Origin of the sequence: Micromonospora sp. LOL_015, from assembly GCF_048060275.1 — a bacterium.
GTDB lineage: Bacteria > Actinomycetota > Actinomycetes > Mycobacteriales > Micromonosporaceae > Micromonospora_E.
The window spans coordinates 39,978-56,707 of sequence record NZ_JBHMIO010000011.1 but is presented as its reverse complement, the minus strand read 5'-3'; the positions used below and the strand labels follow the sequence as shown (position 1 = coordinate 56,707).

The following is a 16,730-nucleotide window of genomic DNA, read 5'->3' as shown; positions in this document are numbered from 1 at the left end:
CTCGACGTCGTCGCCGTTCGTCTGCTGATCCTGCGGCTCAGCGGAGCGTGGGTGCTTCAGCGATGAACGAGCGCCAGGCGGTCGGGCCGAAGGCGAGCGTGGGACCGCCCTGGTCCTTGCTGTCGCGGACCAGGACGCGAGCGGGAAGGTTGTCCGCAACCTCGACACAGTCGCTTCCGTTGCTGTTGCTGCGGCTGGACTTGCGCCACGCCGGCTCGGTCATAGTTCCTTCACCAACTTCAAGATCATGTCTCGCGACTGGTCGCGCGGCAACGCAACACCACTCAGAGCCTGCCAGGCCTGTTCGAGGGTGGCAACCCGCTTCGGATCGGTCACCAGGCGGCCCTCCAACTGGTCGTCGACATAGCCGACGGTGCCGCCGGTCTCGGCCATGCTGGCGAGCATGAACGGGCCGTTTTGCCCGGGATGCAAGCCGGCGGATACCGGGGCCACCTGCACCAGCACCCGCGACCGGGTGCTCATCTCGGCGATGTGCTCCAATTGCTCCCGCATGATCACGGGGTCTCCCCGACGAAGTCCGTCCTCGTCGATGATGAACTGACACACCGGCGGCTCCTCCCGCTCGAACACGGCGGCCTGTCGCGTCATCCTGAGGGCGAGGTACTCGTCGGCCTTAGCGGGAGTTAGCAGGCCGCTGTGCAGGATGGCCCGGGCGTACGCTTCCGTCTGGAGCAGTCCAGGGATGATCTGGCACTCGTACCGCCGAATCGCGGAGGCTTCCTGCTCCAACTCCGGTAGCGCCCGGAACCAGTCCGGTGGGATGCTCTTGCGGGCGTTCTCGGAGAGTTCCTTGATCAGCGGGGCACTGCTGAATACCTGATCGATGTGGTCTGCCGTGTCGGGCATTGGTATCTGTCGACCAGTCTCGAACTTGGCGATCAGCGATGTCGAGACGCTGAGCTGCTGTGCCAACTGCTCCTGTGTCATGCCGCCGTTGAGCGAACGGAGAAACCTGAGCACCTGTGGAATGCCGTTGCTGCTCACTGCTGCTTGTCCTTCCGGCCCGTATCGGGGCAGCTTCCTACCAGGAATCGACTGCCTTGCGTGCCGGTATCTTCTCGCGTCGTGTCCAATCAGTCCGGGGTGGATTTATGATCTTGGCGCCATGGCCACCCGAAACAGATTCACGTAATGGATGAAGTTGATCCCGGGAACCGAAAGTGCTTCCGGACGTGATGCCGCAGGTGCATCTTGATGCATCTCTGGCATCAAGCTCGGCCGGTACCTCCGAACCGGTGGGGTGACGTTGTGTTCGCCGGGAGGTGCCCGCCGTAATCGGCGGGATGCGGCGATCCCAGCTCACCAACCGGCAGCCGACGACACAACGGCTCTAGGGTGCTCGGCCGCCGACCCGCGTACCGCGATCGCTGACGCGGTAACGGGCCGGCCGGCCGGTTCACGGTGCCGAGGGATCTCGCCGGTGTCCGCTAAGAGGCTGGTCTGTCAGCCTTGTAGGTGAGGAAGTAGCCCTTCGGCCAGCTGTGGAAGCTGTTGGGCTCGGTCGCCGGACCGCTGCAGTCGGAGGTCCGGTATCCGGGGACGGAGCGGAAACCGCCGCTCCAGGCGAGCAGCCAGGTCGCGTCGGCCGGTACCTGGCGGCAGACATCGTCCGGTGCGGCGCCGACGCCGGGCAGGCGGCGGCCCGGGCGCGGATCGAGCAGCGGGCCGGCCGGTTCGACCCGGCCACCGGCTTCCCCCGCCGGGGCGAGCCGCGTCGAGGTCGGCTGCTGGCCGGCCTGGCGGCGGCCGCCGTGCTGGCCCTGCTGATCGGCGGTGCCGTGGTGGTGCCCCGGCTGGGTGCGGTCGACGACACCGCCCGGTCGGCGCCGGCCGGGTCGCCAGGTCTGGCCGCGCCACCGACCACGCCGTCGGCCAGCAGCGCGCCGACGGCCACCCCGAGCGAACCGGCACCGCCGACGCCGACCCCGACCGGGCCGGCCGGTGGCGCTCCCGAGCCGAGCGGTCCTGCCGACCCGGTGCCGCCGTTGACGGTCCAGGCCGAGGCACGGGTCTCCTGCACCGGATCCAGCCGCTACCAGCTGACCGTCGTCGCCACCGTCACCGGTGGCACCGTCGAGTCGGCGGTGCTCACCTGGACCAGCGGCGCGGCCGGTTCGACGCAACCGCCGACCACGGCTCCCACGCAAGGGTCGGGAATTGACCCGCAGTCGACTTCCGGCTCCGGTGCCGGCGGTCCGGGCGGCATCGCCGCGCCGGGCGCGGTGCCGGCGCAAGGCGGCGAGGTGGCGATGACGGTCTCCGGGGACACCGCCACCGGGCAGGTCTGGCGGATGTCCGTGGCGTCGGTCAGCTGGCAGGTCGCCGTCGTCGCAGTCGACGGGCGGCGGGCCGGTGCCGGCCCGTACCCGGCTGCCAACCCGTGCCCGGTGCCGCGCTGACCAGTGGGGAGGCGCTGCGCTGGACCGGCGAGAGGCACCGCCTTGACCAGGGAAGACCGGCGTCGATGTGCCCGGCGGGCAAGGGTCTGTGATCGACGTCCTGCCCGGTCGACGTCACCTCGGCCGAGACGGCAGGATGTCCGGCATGCAACGTGACACCGACGGCGGCGACCGCTTCGACGACCAGGTTCGGATCTACCACCGGGCCGGCGCTCAGGCGGACGTCCCGGCGGTCCTCGCGCTGCTCGACGACGCGGTCCGCTGGCTGGCCGAACACGGCCGTACCGGTCAGTGGGGGACCGAACCGCAGTCGACCGACCCACGTCGGATCGCGACGGTCACCGGGTGGGCGAAGGAGAGCGGCCTGGTGCTGGCCTGTGTGCCGGTCGGCGACGGTGGTGAGCGGGTCGTCGGGGCGCTCGCCGTCGGCACGGCCCGGTCCTACGCGCCGCCGGTCAACGAACCCGAACTGTACGTGAACCTGCTGGTCACCGACCGGTCATGGGCGGGTAGGGGGGTCGGCCAGGCGCTACTGGACCGGGCTCGGACGCTCGCCGTCGAACGCGGCGCGACCCTGCTGCGGGTCGACTGCTACGCCGGTGGTGACCGGGCGTTGGTCCGCTACTACGAGCGGGCCGGGTTCACCGCCGCGGAGCCGTTCACCATCGACCAGCCGGACGGCCCGTGGCCAGGCCAGATCCTCAGCCAGCGGATCCGTTGACCGACCGGCCGGTCCCGGTGGTCGGCTGGCCGGAGCCGGCACGCCAGCCGGCCGGGTCGACCCCGCCCGGCACCGCTGTCGCCGGCTGGTACGGCCCCCGGGTCAGCACCAGGGTGCCGAGATCGAGATGGCTGACCGCGCCGGCCGCGTCCCGGCACACCCGCAGCGTCTCGTCGGCGTAGAAGCCCTTGAAGCCCAACCATCGGTCATCAGCCGTACGTCGGAATTGGGTGCCCCGGTTGGCCACGCCGATCGGGGTGAGCTGCAGGGTGCCGTCGCCGAGCAGCCGGAGCGCCACCGGGCGCGCACCCCAGTACCACGGTCCGGTCAGGTCGACATCGGTGGCCGGCCGCCACGGAGGCGGGATCACCGGCTCCCGGTCAGCGACGATCTTGAGGAGGTCGGCGGCGATCTCGCCGATCTGCGGTCCCGTCGTGACATTGGCCAGCACCACAGCGGCGACGTCCTGGTCGGGGCAGGTCCACAGCGCGGCGAGGAAACCGGGTACCGAGCCGGTGTGCCCGGCCAGCTCCAGACCTTCGTGGCGGAGCAGTTGCAGGCCGAGGCCGTACCCGCAGTCCGGGTCCGCACTCTCCGGCGGCGCCGAGCAGCGCGTACCCGGGATTCGAGTAGCGGTAGCGGTGCCCGGCCGGCCGTCGGTCGGACGCCGGCCCGAGCACGTCGGACAGTTCGGGGCGCAGCTCGCCGGGGGTGCGCTCCCACCACGGGCCGGGCGGCTCGGCAGGTAGCCCGCCGGTGTGTGCCAGCAACTGCTCCACGGTCGCCGCGACCCCGCAGCCGGGCAGGTGCCGCTGGATCGGATCGGTCAGCTCCAGCCGGCCCGCCTCCCGCAGCAGCAGCACCTGCACTGCGGTGAAGGTCTTGCTGATCGACCCGATCCGGTAGCTGGTCGCCGCGTCCGGTGTGCCGTGGTCGACCTCACCTCGGCCGGCGGCCCAGGCCAGCCCGTCGGCGCGGACCACCGCCGCCACCATCGACGGTGCCCGCCCGTCGACCTGGCCGACGGCGAGTCGGTGCAGCAGCGCCCGCCGGGTCGTCGGCAGGAGGCCGGCGACGGTGTGGTCCGGCGTCGACCCGGGTCGTTCCTCCGTCGTCATGACCGCCATTGTGTCGGGTGCGGCCGGCGGCGGTGCCGTTGACCGCCCGCCGCTGCGGCACCATTGACCAATGCCAGGTTCGTGGCATGGTTAGCCGATGGATACCGCAGATCCTCAGCAGGCAGGCGTTCCGCCGCGTCCGTGGCTGGCCCGCCCGGTGGCGGTGCTCGGCGGTGTGGTCGCCGGGCAACTGTTGCTGGCCCGCAGCGATCAGGCCGCGGTGATCCTGACCAGTCTGCTGGCGTACCCGACAGGTTTCGAGTTCGACATCAGCGCGATCCTGCGGGCCCCGGAACCGGCCACCGCCGCCGGTCCGGCGCGGGAGCCGGCTGCCGCTGCGTCGGGGGCGCCGCGGCCGCGTACCCCGGTCGACGGGGTCGGCGGCTTGCAGGTGATGGTCCGGTTCGCTGACGGGACGGCGTTGAGCAGCCTGCACCGGAGCACGGTGCCGGCCGACCGTGAACCCGCCGGCCCGCTGCTGTCGCCCGTGGCGGCCAGCACCGACCAGCAGCGGCACGACGCCCGCTTCTGGGTGTGGCCGCTGCCGCCGGACGGTCCGGTGACGGTGGGATGCGCCTGGCCGGCGCGGGACATCCCGCACAGCCGGGTGGAGATCTCTGGTGAGTTGATCCGGCAGGCGGCGGCCGGTGCCGTCGAGCTGTGGCCGGCAGCAGCGCCGACCAATCGAGTGGCGCCGACCGACTGACCGGGCGGCGTCGACCGACCGGCTCACTGACCGGTGGCCTCAGCTGAAGGTGGCCCGGGCCAGCTCACCGGGCTGCGGGCCGGCCTCGGCGACCAGCCGCCCGTCCGGTGCCCAGATCCGGGACCGGCCGGCCGTTTCGGTGTACCCGCCGCCGGTGCCGCCGGCGAAGCTGGCGATCGCCACCCGGACCCGGTGCGCGGCGGTGACCCGGGCAGCCCGTTGCTGCTGGACGACCGATTCGTGGGGCGCGTCGACCGCACCGGCCAGGTAGGCGTCGATGCCGAGCGCGGCGGTCACGGCGGCGCGCTCGGGCACCCCGGTGTCCTTGCAGACGGCCAGGCCGAGCCGCCAGCCGGCGACCTCGACCACCGCGGGGGCCGGCCCGGGCGTGAAGTGCGCCGGCTCCGCACCGCCCAGGAACATCTTCCGGTACGCCACCCGCGCACCGCCGCCGTCGACCGCGAGTACGCCGATGTGCCGGTGTCCCTTGTCGCCGGTGACCGGCGCGCCGACCAGCGCGAGGCTGCCGGTTTCGCGGCAGGCGTCGACGATCGGGGCGAGCCGGGCATCGTCGGGGTCGACCGGTGCCGCGTCGAGTTCGTAGCCGGTCAGCGACATCTCCGGGAACAGCACCACCTGGCCGGCGGCTGGCTGTGCGTCACCGTCCCGCATCGCGCCGGCGGTCCGGACCGCGTCGGCGTGGGCGAGCGCGTTGGCCGCCACGTCATGCCCGACGGTCGGCGGCTGGGCCACGGTGAGGGTGAGGGGACCGCGCATGCCTGATGCTAGCTCCGAGGCCGGCCTGACACGGGCCGTCGCTGCCAGGGCCGGGTCAGTCCGGCAGCAGTGGGGCGGCGGGGCCGAGGTCGCGGCCGAGCAGCACCGCCCGGTTGACCGCGCTGGACCCGAACCGGTCCCGGACCGCGTCGAGCGCGGCGTCCAGGCTCTCCTGCCTGCCGGCCGGCCCGTCGACCGGCCGCGTGCCCGACCGGTCGACCGGCCGGCCGACGGAGTGCCGCGCCGGTGCCTCCGGCGGCGCGTCGGCCGGTCCGAGGGGCAACGCCAGCTGGGTGGCCTGCCCGTCGTCGAGGTTGCCGACCGAGACGCCGACCAGGGTCAGCCCGCGTTCGCGGATCATCGGTCCGGCGGCGGCCAGCAGGTCGCGGGCGGTGTCCAGGATGGTCGACGTCTGGTTGGTGGCCCGGGGCAGGGTGTGGGCGCGGGTGGCCCGGGTGAAGTCGCCGAACCGCAGCCGCAGGGTGACCGTGCGTCCGGTGCGCCCGGCGGCCCGCATCCGCCGGCCGACCCGGTCGACCAGCCCGGCGAGGATCGCGTCCACGTCGGCCGGGTCCCGGCTGGCCCGGCCGAGCGCCTGCTGGGAGCCGATCGAGCCGCGTCGGCCGCCGGTCTGGACCCGGCGCGGGTCCTGGTTGTGGGCGAGGGCGTGCAGGTGCCGGCCGGCGGCGGCACCGACGATGCTGACCAGCGCCGCCTCCCCGAGGCCGGCCACCCGGCCGACCGTGGTGATGCCGCGTTCGCGCAGCTTGCCGGCGGTGACCGGGCCGACGCCCCAGAGTCGTTCGACCGGCAGTGGGTGCAGGAACGCCAACTCGTCGTCGGGTGGCACCACCAGCAGCCCGTCCGGTTTGGCGACGCCGCTGGCCACCTTGGCCAGGAACTTGGTCCGGGCCACTCCGACGGTGATCGGCAGCCCGACCTGGTCGCGGACCGCGACCCGCAGCCGGGCGGCGATGTCGGCCGGCGCTCCGACGAGCCGGCGCAGCCCGCCGACATCGAGGAACGCCTCGTCGATGGAGAGCGGCTCGACCAGCGGCGTGGTCTGCCGGAACACCTCGAACACCGCCCGGCTGGCCGCCGTGTAGGCCGCCATCCGGGGCGGCACCACCACCGCCTCCGGGCAGATCAGCCGGGCCCGCCGGGCGGGCATCGCGGTGCGTACGCCGCGTGCCTTGGCCTGGTAGCTGGCGGCCAGCACCACGCCGGCGCCGACGATCACCGGCCGGTCGCGCAGCCGGGGGTCGTCGCGTTGCTCGACCGAGGCGTAGAACGCGTCCAGGTCGGCGTGCAGGATGCTGGCCTCACCCGCCACCGCGCCATCATCGCACAGATGTTCGACGAACGGGGGTGAGCTGCGCAGACGTCGTCTACCCGGCGGCGGGTCGCTGCGGGTGGCGGCGGGTCACTCCGGGACGAGGCGGTACGCGCCGTCGCTGGCCGAGGTGGCCATCGAGGCGTACGCCCGCAGCGCCGCCGACACCGGCCGCTGCCGGTCGACCGGGGTGTACGGGCGGTCCCGCTTCTCCTGGGCGATCCGCCGGGCCTGCAGCACCTCGTCGGGCACGTTCAGCTCCAGCTTGCGGGCCGGGATGTCGATGACGATCTCGTCGCCCGGCTCGACCAGGGCGATCAGCCCACCGGAGGCGGCCTCGGGGGAGGCGTGCCCGATGGACAGCCCCGAGGTGCCGCCGGAGAACCGGCCGTCGGTGATCAGCGCGCAGGCCCGGCCGAGGCCGCGCCCCTTCAGGAACGAGGTCGGGTAGAGCATCTCCTGCATGCCCGGCCCACCCTTGGGGCCTTCGTAGCGGACCACCACCACGTCACCGGCGACCACCTCGCCGGCCAGGATCGCCGAGACGGTGTCCTCCTGCGACTCGTACACCTTGGCCGGGCCGCGGAAGATCAGGCAGTCGTCGGGCACCCCGGCGGTCTTGACCACCGCGCCCTGCGGGGCCAGGTTGCCGTGCAGGATCGCCAGGCCGCCGTCGGCGGAGTACGCGTGGGCCACGTCGCGGATGCAGCCCTGCGCCGCGTCCGTGTCCAGACTGGACCAGCGGTTGGTGGTGGAGAACGGCTCGGTGGTGCGCACCCCGCCGGGGGCGGCGTGGAACAGCTCGACCGCCTCGTCGGTGGCGCTACCGCCCCGGATGTCCCAGTCGGCCAGCCAACGGCTCAGCGACGGCGAGTGCACCGCGTGCACGTCGCGGCGCAGCGCGCCGGCCCGGTCCAGCTCGCCGAGGATCGCCGGGATGCCGCCGGCCCGGTGCACGTCCTCCATGTGGTACTTCGGGGTGTTCGGGGCGACCTTCGCCAGGCAGGGCACCCGGCGGGAGATGTCGTCGATGTCGGCGACGCCGAAGTCCAGCTCGGCCTCGCGGGCGGCGGCCAGCAGGTGCAGCACCGTGTTGGTGGAGCCGCCCATCGCCACGTCCAGGGCGACCGCGTTCTCGAACGCGGCCCGGCTGGCGACGGCGCGGGGCAGCACCGAGGCGTCGTCGCCGTCGTACCACCGCTTGGCGATCTCCACGACGGTCCGGCCGGCCTCGACGAACAGGTCCTTGCGGGCGGCGTGGGTGGCCAGCACCGAGCCGTTGCCCGGCAGCGCCAGCCCGACGGCCTCGGTAAGACAGTTCATCGAGTTGGCGGTGAACATGCCCGAGCAGGAGCCGCAGGTCGGGCAGGCGGACCGCTCGATGGTGTCGAGCTGAGCGTCGGTGACGGCGTCGTTCGACGCGGCGATCATCGCGTCGATCAGGTCGAGCTTGGCGTGCACGACGCCCTCGACGGCGACGGTCTTGCCGGCCTCCATCGGGCCGCCGGAGACGAACACGGTCGGGATGTTCAGCCGCAGCGCGGCGAGCAGCATCCCCGGGGTGATCTTGTCGCAGTTCGAGATGCAGACCAGCGCGTCGGCGCAGTGCGCGTTGACCATGTACTCGACGGCGTCGGCGATCAGCTCCCGGCTGGGCAGCGAGTAGAGCATGCCGCCGTGGCCCATGGCGATGCCGTCGTCGACGGCGATGGTGTTGAACTCGCGCCCCACCCCGCCGGCGTCGGCGACCGCGTCGGCGACCAGCCCGCCGAGGTCCTTCAAATGTACGTGGCCGGGCACGAACTGGGTGAAGCTGTTGGCGATGGCCACGATCGGCTTGCCGAAGTCGTCGTCGGTCATTCCGGTGGCCCGCCACAGGGCCCGGGCGCCGGCCATCGTCCGACCGTGGGTGGAGGTCCTCGACCGCAGCTCAGGCATTCGACAAGTGTTACACCACGGTTGCCGCGCCGGCGGCCCCAGCCGTGGCGCGTTTCACGTGTCGGGATGTTTCTGCGGGCAAACCCGCACCCCGGCACCACTATCCAGCGCCGATCCGGCAGAGTTGTGCCGTGCACCTCCCCTCGGGCATGCAGGAGCTCGCGCTGGCGAGTGGGTTGGCTGCTGCGCTGGGCGCTGGCTCATTGTTCGTCGTGGCCCGCCGCCGGGACGGATCATCCGACCGGGCCCATCGACTGCTCGCGGTCGGCGCTGGGCTGACCACCTTCAGTGTGCTCACCGGGCTGGCCGGCGCCGTCGCGATGGCCGCCGAGTGGGACCGGCAACAGTCGCAGCGGAGCCTGCTCGCCACGGTCGTCGCGGTCGGCTGTGCGTTCGGCGGACTGCTGCTGATCTGGGGCCTGCTGCGGCTGCCGGGCCCCGCCGGGCGCTCCGCGCCGACCGCGCGTCACCTGCTCGACTGCCTGGCGGTCGGTGCGGCGCTGTGGTTCACCGGCTGGGTGCTGGTCGCCCCACCGACCCGGCTGCTGGGCGCGGCCACCCCGACCGCCTGCCCGGCGGTCGCGCTGGCCACCGCGACCGTCGTCGCGATCATCGGGGTGGCGGTGATGACCGCGCTGCACAGCGGCCGGCATCCGGCCGGTTCGCTGCTCGGCGGCGCGGGCGCCGTGCTGATCGGGCTCAGCGGCCTCGCTGCGGCGGCGGGCATCTGCCAGTACGGTGTGGGGCTCGTCCTGGCCGGTGCCGTCGGGTTGCCGGTCGGGCTGGTGCTGGTCTGGCTCGGTGGGGGACGGCCGGGGTGCGGCGGCAGCGCGTCGGCCGGCCTGGTGCCGCGCGGGGCCGGTTACGTGTTCCTCCCGATGGTGGTGATGGCCGCTGCCGGGTTCCACCACGTGGCCAGCGGCGGCGAGTTCACCACCGTCGCGGTGGCGGTCGGCAGCCTGGAGGGCTTCATCCTGGTCGGCCGGCAGTATCTGGCCCTGCTCGACGTGCGTCGGTACGCCGCCCGGCTGGCGTCCAGCGAGGCCCATTTCCGCAACCTGGCGCACACCGACCCGTTGACCGGGCTGGCCAACCGGCGGGCGCTGCTGCGTGAGCTCTACGACTGTGTCACCGGTCAACGTCCCAGCGGGCTGCTCACCCTGGACCTGGACGGTTTCAAGACCGTCAACGACATGCGGGGCCATGACGTCGGCGATGCGGTGCTGATCGAGGTGGGCCGGCGGCTGGCCGCCGAGCTGGCCGGGGCGGGCTTGGCCGCCCGACTGGGCGGTGACGAGTTCGCCGTACTGCTGTCGTCGTCCGACCCGGAGCAGGCGCACCGCGTCGCGGTTCGGATCCTGCGCGCCCTCGACGAGCCGTACCCGCATGACAAGGGGCCGATCTACGTGTCGGCGAGTATCGGGATGGCCTGCTGTTCGACCGCGCAGGACGTACCGACGCTGTTGCGCAACGCGGACCTGGCGCTGCGCTCGGCGAAGCAGCGGGGCAAGAACCGGGTGGAGCGCTACGACGTCTCCTACGACCAGGCCCAGCGTCGCCGGGTCCGGCTGGAGCACGAGATGCGTGGCGCTATCGACCGCGGCGAGCTGCGGCTGGCCTTCCAGCCGGTGGTGGCGGTGCCGTCGGTACGGCCGGTCGGGGCCGAGGCGTTGATTCGGTGGCACCATCCGGAGCTGGGCAAGGTGCCACCGGACGAGTTCATCCCGTTGGCCGAGGAGTGCGGGATGATCAGCCGGCTGGGTGCCTGGGTGCTCGACGAGGCGTGCCGGCAGCTGTCCCGCTGGCTGGCCGAGGGGCACGACGTCTGGGTGTCGGTCAACGTGTCACCGCACGAGCTGCACGCCCCGGAGTACGTGCTGCAGGTCGACGAGGCGTTGCGACGGCACCGGGTGCCGTCGCAACGCCTCGTGCTGGAGGTCACCGAACATGCTGTCGCCCGGGATCTCGCGGAGCTGATCCGCCGGCTGAAGGCGCTGCGCGCCACCGGGGTACGGATCGCCCTGGACGATTTCGGTGCCGGCTATTCGTCGCTCGGCCAGCTGCGGAACCTGCCGATCGACATTCTCAAGATCGACCACAGTCTGGTGGCCGAGCAGGGTCCGGTCGCGCCGCCGCTGCCGAATCGGCGGGCGTTCGCGCCGATGGTCGACGTGGTGATGCGGCTCGGGCACCAGCTGGGTCTGGAGGTCATCGCCGAGGGCGTGACCAACCAGGCGGAGCTTGCCGTCGTGGTGGAGGCGGGCTGCCGGTTCGGGCAGGGCGCGCTGTTCGGGTGGGGGGTGCCGGCCGAGCATCTGGAGGCGATGCTGTCGGCGGCGACGTCGTCCGGTAACCGGCATGGAATCGGCGGTCGCCGCCGCTCCAGCGAAGATCAGCAGGCCAGCGCCGGTGCGGCGCCGCTACCCGCCCAGGATGTGAGATCAGTTGACTCATCGCGTGAGATGCGTCAGGCTTAGCCCCATGTCGCTGACTCTGTCGTCTCGAGTACTTACCTGAGCGCACTCTCCGATCGAGAGTGCGCTGGCCCCGTGCATCTGCACGAGGGCCGTTTTTATTGCCAAATCCCTGCCGGTTCCGGCCGATCGGTCCCATCTGCCGGATACGCCGCCGAGACCCATGTCACGAGACCACTGAGCTGAAGGCCTGAATCGTCATGACGAGACCCACGCCCGAGACCCTCGCCCACCGCGCGCACTCGGCAGCGGCGGCCGCGCCGACCCCGGCCACCCTCGCCAACGCCGTGACCCCGCCGCCGGCCCCGCCGGTGCCGGTCTCCGGCGCGGGTTGCCTGGTCCGGTCCCTGGAAGCACTCGGCGTCGACGTGGTATTCGGCATCCCCGGCGGGGCGATCCTGCCGGCCTACGACCCGCTGTACGACTCGACGGTGCGGCACATCCTGGTCCGCCACGAGCAGGGCGCCGGGCACGCCGCGACCGGCTACGCCCAGGCCACCGGTCGGGTCGGGGTGTGCATGGCGACCTCCGGTCCGGGCGCCACCAACCTGGTCACGCCGATCGCCGACGCGTACATGGACTCGGTGCCGATCGTGGCCATCACCGGTCAGGTGGCCCGCCCGTCGATCGGCACCGACGCCTTTCAGGAAGCCGACATCCAGGGCATCACCCTGCCGATCACCAAGCACAACTACCTGGTGCAGTCGGGCGAGGAGATCCCCCGGGTGCTCGCCGAGGCGTTCCACCTGGCGGCCACCGGCCGGCCCGGCCCGGTGCTGGTCGACATCCCCAAGGACGTGCTGCAGGCGCAGACCACCTTCGCCTGGCCGCCGACGCTGGACCTGCCCGGCTACCGGCCCACCCTGCACCCGCACGGCAAGCAGATCCGCGAGGCGGCCCGGCTGATGGCCGGCGCCCGCCGCCCGGTGCTCTACGTCGGCGGCGGCGTGCTCAAGGCGCAGGCCACCGGAGGGCTGCGCCGGCTCGCCGAACTGACCGGCATCCCGGTGGTCACCACGCTGATGGCCCGGGGCGCGTTCCCCGACTCGCACCCGCAGCACCTGGGCATGCCCGGCATGCACGGCACCGTCGCGGCGGTGTACGCGCTGCAGAAGGCGGACCTGATCGTCGCCCTCGGCGCCCGGTTCGACGACCGGGTGACCGGCAAGCTGGATTCCTTCGCCCCGGGCGCCGCCGTGGTCCACGCCGACATCGACCCGGCCGAGATCGGCAAGAACCGTACCGCCGACGTGCCAATCGTCGGCGACGCGCGGCACGTCATCGACGAGCTGATCGAGGCGTACCCGGCGGCGGAGCGGGCCGTCCCCCCCGCCGGCCGCCCGGCGGCGCGGTCCGCCGGCCCGGCCGGCGACCGCACCGACTGGTGGGCGCAGCTGGACGACCTGCGGGCGCGCTACCCGCTGGGCTACGACGAGCCGGACGACGGCACGCTGTCCCCGCAGTACGTGATCGAGCGGCTCGGCAAGCTGGCTGGACCGGACGCCGTCTATGTTGCCGGCGTCGGCCAGCACCAGATGTGGGCCTCCCAGTTCATCTCCTACGAGAAGCCGAACACCTGGCTCAACTCCGGCGGCCTGGGCACCATGGGGTACGCGGTCCCGGCCGCGATGGGCGCCAAGGTCGGCCGGCCGGAGACCGTGGTCTGGGCGGTCGACGGCGACGGCTGCTTCCAGATGACCAACCAGGAGCTGGCCACCTGTGCTCTGGAGGGCATCCCGGTCAAGGTGGCGCTGATCAACAACGGCAACCTGGGCATGGTCCGGCAGTGGCAGACGCTGTTCTACGGCGAGCGCTACTCCAACACCGACCTGGGCACCCACAAGCACCGCATCCCGGATTTCGTCAAGCTGGCCGAGGCGCTCGGCTGTGTCGGGCTGCGCTGTGAGAACGCCGCGGACGTGGACAAGACCATTGCCGCCGCAATGGAGATCAACGACGTTCCGGTCGTGATCGACTTCGTGGTCGGCAAGGACGCCATGGTCTGGCCGATGGTCGCCGCCGGTACCAGCAACGATGAGATCATGTTCGCCCGGGACGTCCGGCCCACCTTCGACGAGGACGACCTGTGACGAGGGCGGCCTGTCACGACCCGGCCAATCCGATGATGACGAGGAAGAAATGACCAAGCACACGCTCTCCGTGCTGGTGGAGAACAAGCCCGGGGTGCTGGCCCGGGTGTCCGGCCTGTTCTCCCGGCGCGGGTTCAACATCGACTCACTGGCGGTCGGCGAGACGGAGAACCCTGAGGTCTCCCGGGTCACCATCGTCGTCGACGCCGACTCGTCGCCGCTGGAGCAGGTGACCAAGCAGCTGAACAAGCTGGTCAACGTACTGAAGATCGTGGAACTCGACCCGGCGGTGTCGGTCGCCCGCCAGTTGCTGCTGGTCAAGGTCCGCGCGGACCGCGCGATGCGGTCGCAGGTGCTGGAGACGGTGAACCTGTTCCGTGCCCGGGTGGTGGACGTCGCACCGGACACCCTCACCGTCGAGGCCACCGGCACGTCCGACAAGCTGGACGCGTTGCTGCGCGATCTCGAACCGTTCGGCATCAAGGAGATGGTGCAGTCCGGTCTGGTCGCGATCGGGCGCGGCTCCCGGTCGATCACCACCGGGCCGGCCCTGCGCGCCGCCTGACCCGCTGGCCGGCGGCATCGGCTGCCGGCCTGATGACCTGCGGCAGGCAGCTGCCGCCCGAGGAGAAGCCGGCCACCGTGGCCGGGCACACGAGAGGGAAGTCATGACCGCTGAGGTGTTCTACGACGACGACGCCGACCTGGCCGTCATCCAGGGGCGCAAGGTCGCCGTGCTGGGGTACGGCAGCCAGGGCCACGCCCACGCGTTGTCGCTGCGCGACTCGGGTGTCGACGTCGTGATCGGCCTGCCGGAGGGTTCCAAGAGCCGGGCCAAGGCACAGGAGCAGGGGCTGCGGGTGCTCGGTCCGGCCGAGGCGTCGGCGTGGGCCGACGTGATCATGGTGCTGGCCCCGGACACCGCGCAGCGCTCGCTCTACGCCGAGGCGATCGCGCCGAACCTGACCGCCGGCAAGGCGCTCTTCTTCGGCCACGGGCTGAACATCCGGTACGGGTTCATCACCCCGCCGGCCGACGTGGACGTGGCGATGGTGGCGCCGAAGGGCCCCGGGCACCTGGTCCGTCGGCAGTACGTCGACGGCAAGGGCGTGCCCTGCCTGGTCGCGGTCGAGCAGGACGCCAGCGGTGGTGGCTTCGGCCTCGCCCTGGCGTACGCCAAGGCGATCGGCGGCACCCGGGCCGGCGTGATCAAGACCACCTTCAAGGAGGAGACCGAGACCGACCTGTTCGGTGAGCAGGCGGTGCTCTGCGGTGGCGCGTCGGCGCTGGTGCAGACCGGGTTCGAGGTGCTGACCGAAGCCGGCTACGCGCCGGAGATCGCCTACTTCGAGTGCCTGCACGAGCTCAAGCTGATCGTGGACCTGATGTACGAGGGTGGCATCGCCCGGATGCGCTACAGCGTGTCGGACACCGCCGAGTACGGCGACTACTCCCGTGGCCCACGGGTGGTCGACGCCCGGGTCAAGGAGGAGATGCGCAAGATCCTCGCCGAGGTGCAGTCCGGGGAGTTCGCCCGGGAGTGGATCGCCGAGGATGACGCGGGCCGGCCGAACTTCGCCAAGTGGCGGGCCGAGGGCGCCGCGCACCCGATCGAGGAGACCGGGCGGAAGCTGCGCGGCATGATGAGCTGGGTCGACCGGCCGATCACCGAGACCGCCTGACGCCGGACAGAGCCCATCACCGACAGTGATCAGTGGTGGGCTCTGTGCCTATCTCGGGGCGGGTTTCGTTACCGAAAGATTGCGGGTTGGGGTCGGTTTCGGGTACCAGGTTTCCGGCGCCGATAATTGACCTACGGTTACAGGTAGTTAATGGCCGCCTCGGGTAATGTGCCCCGCATGCGTCTGGAGCAATCGCACCGCACGGAGCGCTTCGGGGCCGTTCGCATCCATGAGCTTCAGCGTGTCATCGAGCTGGACTCGGGGGATGTCGCCGGTGACCGGGGCCGTGGGCTGGTCTCCCAGGAGGATATCCGGGCCGTCGAGCGGGACATGGTGGTGGTCATACCCTGCATGAATGAAACACGCAGGGTGATTGAAGGAGTGCTCTCTGGTATTCCGCACGACTGTCTGATCGTGCTTGTCTCGAACAGCGGCCGGCAGCCGGTGGACCGTTATGAAATCGAGGCCCATACCGTCGAGCAGTTCTGCCGGTCGGCGGACCGACCGGCGATCACCGTGCATCAACGGGATCCAGGGCTGGCCGCGGCGATGAAAGCCGCTGGCATGCCGGAGTTGATCGACGAGAGCGGGTTGATCCGTACCGGCAAGGGTGAGGCCATGCTGATCGGCATGGCGGTCGCCGCGCTCACCGGGCGCCGGTATGTCGGCTACGTGGACGCCGACAACTACGTCCCCGGCGCGGTCCACGAATACTGCAAGGTGTACGCCGCTGGCCTGCACCTGGCCGACAGCCCGTATCCGATGGTCCGGATCTCCTGGCACTCCAAGCCCAAGCTGCGCGACGGCCGACTGTTCTTCAGTCGCCGGGGCCGCAGTTCGGAGATCACCAACGGGTTCCTGAACCGGCTGATCGCCGAGTACTCCGGCTTCGGCACCGAGGTGATCGCCACCGGCAACGCCGGCGAACACGCTCTCAGCCTCGACCTCGGCCTGCGGCTGCGGCTGGCCGGCGGTTTCGCGGTCGAGCCGTACGAGTACGTCGACCTGTTCGAGCGCTTCGGCGGCATCCTGGACACCGACAGCCCCGAGGTGATGGCGCATTCGGTGCCGGTGCTGCAGGTGGAGACCCGCAATCCGCACTTCCACGACAACAAGGGCGAGGAGCACGTCCAGGGCATGCGGATGCAGGCGCTCAACGTGCTGTACCACTCCCCGGTGTGCCTGCCGGCGGTCCGCGAGGCGATCCTCGAGTTCATGATCGACCAGGGGGCGTTGTCGCCGGGGGCCGAGCCGCCCCGCGAACGGGTCTATCCGCCGGTCGGTTCGCTCGCCTTCGACCTGCTCTACGACACCCTGGAGGCGGAGGCCGGCACGTTCCGGCAGATCGGTGACGGCGGCATCGTCCGTAGCCGGATCCCCCGTCATCCGGTCAGTCCGGCACCGGCCGGCTGACGGTCCGGCGGCGGCAGTCGGAGTACGGCGTCGGTTGGCCGGGGCGGGTGTTAGGTCT

At 71.7% G+C, this 16,730-nt stretch carries 14 protein-coding genes and 1 pseudogene; 8 read left to right on the top strand and 7 right to left on the bottom strand.

The window, feature by feature from the left end:
- Window positions 1-37: 37 nt before the first annotated feature.
- On the bottom strand, window positions 38-223 hold the full coding sequence (locus ACFHWU_RS12305) for a DUF397 domain-containing protein (protein WP_416553689.1): 186 nt from the start codon (window positions 221-223) through the stop codon (window positions 38-40).
- Window positions 220-1,095: a helix-turn-helix domain-containing protein gene (locus tag ACFHWU_RS12300; RefSeq protein ID WP_416590632.1), complete on the bottom strand. Its 876-nt coding sequence runs from the start codon at window positions 1,093-1,095 to the stop codon at window positions 220-222. Before ACFHWU_RS12300 ends, ACFHWU_RS12305 begins: the two co-directional genes overlap by 4 nt.
- A gap of 407 nt (window positions 1,096-1,502) precedes the next feature.
- Between ACFHWU_RS12300 and ACFHWU_RS12295 the strand changes: the two genes are divergently transcribed.
- Both ACFHWU_RS12295 and ACFHWU_RS12290 read left to right on the top strand, forming a co-directional pair.
- The gene (locus ACFHWU_RS12295; RefSeq protein WP_416590596.1) at window positions 1,503-2,420 is read left to right on the top strand and encodes a hypothetical protein; all 918 of its coding nucleotides are present in this window, start codon (window positions 1,503-1,505) and stop codon (window positions 2,418-2,420) included.
- A gap of 145 nt (window positions 2,421-2,565) precedes the next feature.
- The gene (locus ACFHWU_RS12290) at window positions 2,566-3,141 is read left to right on the top strand and encodes a GNAT family N-acetyltransferase (RefSeq protein WP_416553695.1); all 576 of its coding nucleotides are present in this window, start codon (window positions 2,566-2,568) and stop codon (window positions 3,139-3,141) included.
- Here ACFHWU_RS12290 and ACFHWU_RS12285 read toward each other — a convergent pair.
- Both ACFHWU_RS12285 and ACFHWU_RS12280 read right to left on the bottom strand, forming a co-directional pair.
- Window positions 3,122-3,670, bottom strand: coding sequence for a hypothetical protein (locus ACFHWU_RS12285; RefSeq protein WP_416590631.1), 549 nt, complete (start codon window positions 3,668-3,670; stop codon window positions 3,122-3,124). The two genes, ACFHWU_RS12290 and ACFHWU_RS12285, sit on opposite strands and share 20 nt — an antisense overlap.
- 130 nt (window positions 3,671-3,800) lie before the next feature.
- Window positions 3,801-4,136: pseudogene (locus ACFHWU_RS12280) on the bottom strand (serine hydrolase domain-containing protein); the annotation flags it as partial.
- A gap of 220 nt (window positions 4,137-4,356) precedes the next feature.
- Between ACFHWU_RS12280 and ACFHWU_RS12275 the strand changes: the two are divergent.
- Entirely contained in the window at window positions 4,357-4,965 is a 609-nt protein-coding gene (locus tag ACFHWU_RS12275; protein WP_416553697.1) for a hypothetical protein, read from the top strand.
- A 39-nt stretch (window positions 4,966-5,004) separates the two neighbouring features.
- On the opposite strand, the gene ACFHWU_RS12270 is transcribed toward ACFHWU_RS12275, so the two are convergent.
- From ACFHWU_RS12270 to ilvD, 3 genes are all read right to left on the bottom strand, one after another.
- Window positions 5,005-5,742, bottom strand: coding sequence for a carbon-nitrogen hydrolase family protein (locus tag ACFHWU_RS12270; RefSeq protein ID WP_416590595.1), 738 nt, complete (start codon window positions 5,740-5,742; stop codon window positions 5,005-5,007).
- Window positions 5,743-5,797: 55 nt separating this feature from the next.
- Window positions 5,798-7,075: a DNA polymerase IV gene (gene dinB / locus ACFHWU_RS12265; RefSeq protein ID WP_416590594.1), complete on the bottom strand. Its 1,278-nt coding sequence runs from the start codon at window positions 7,073-7,075 to the stop codon at window positions 5,798-5,800.
- Window positions 7,076-7,165: 90 nt separating this feature from the next.
- On the bottom strand, window positions 7,166-9,013 hold the full coding sequence (gene ilvD / locus ACFHWU_RS12260; RefSeq protein WP_416553703.1) for a dihydroxy-acid dehydratase: 1,848 nt from the start codon (window positions 9,011-9,013) through the stop codon (window positions 7,166-7,168).
- Between the two features lie 149 nt (window positions 9,014-9,162).
- Between ilvD and ACFHWU_RS12255 the strand changes: the two genes are divergently transcribed.
- The 5 genes from ACFHWU_RS12255 (at window position 9,163) to mpgS (ending at window position 16,672) form a co-directional block, all read left to right on the top strand.
- The gene (locus ACFHWU_RS12255; protein WP_416590630.1) at window positions 9,163-11,490 is read left to right on the top strand and encodes a putative bifunctional diguanylate cyclase/phosphodiesterase; all 2,328 of its coding nucleotides are present in this window, start codon (window positions 9,163-9,165) and stop codon (window positions 11,488-11,490) included.
- 197 nt (window positions 11,491-11,687) lie between these two features.
- The gene (locus ACFHWU_RS12250) at window positions 11,688-13,577 is read left to right on the top strand and encodes an acetolactate synthase large subunit (RefSeq protein ID WP_416590593.1); all 1,890 of its coding nucleotides are present in this window, start codon (window positions 11,688-11,690) and stop codon (window positions 13,575-13,577) included.
- Between the two features lie 49 nt (window positions 13,578-13,626).
- Entirely contained in the window at window positions 13,627-14,142 is a 516-nt protein-coding gene (gene ilvN, locus ACFHWU_RS12245) for an acetolactate synthase small subunit (RefSeq protein ID WP_282234408.1), read from the top strand.
- Between the two features lie 103 nt (window positions 14,143-14,245).
- Window positions 14,246-15,259 carry a ketol-acid reductoisomerase gene (gene ilvC, locus ACFHWU_RS12240; RefSeq protein WP_416553707.1) on the top strand — a complete coding sequence of 338 codons (1,014 nt, stop codon included), beginning with the start codon at window positions 14,246-14,248 and terminating at the stop codon, window positions 15,257-15,259.
- Window positions 15,260-15,436: 177 nt separating this feature from the next.
- Window positions 15,437-16,672, top strand: coding sequence for a mannosyl-3-phosphoglycerate synthase (gene mpgS, locus ACFHWU_RS12235; protein WP_416553709.1), 1,236 nt, complete (start codon window positions 15,437-15,439; stop codon window positions 16,670-16,672).
- Window positions 16,673-16,730 lie beyond the last annotated feature (58 nt).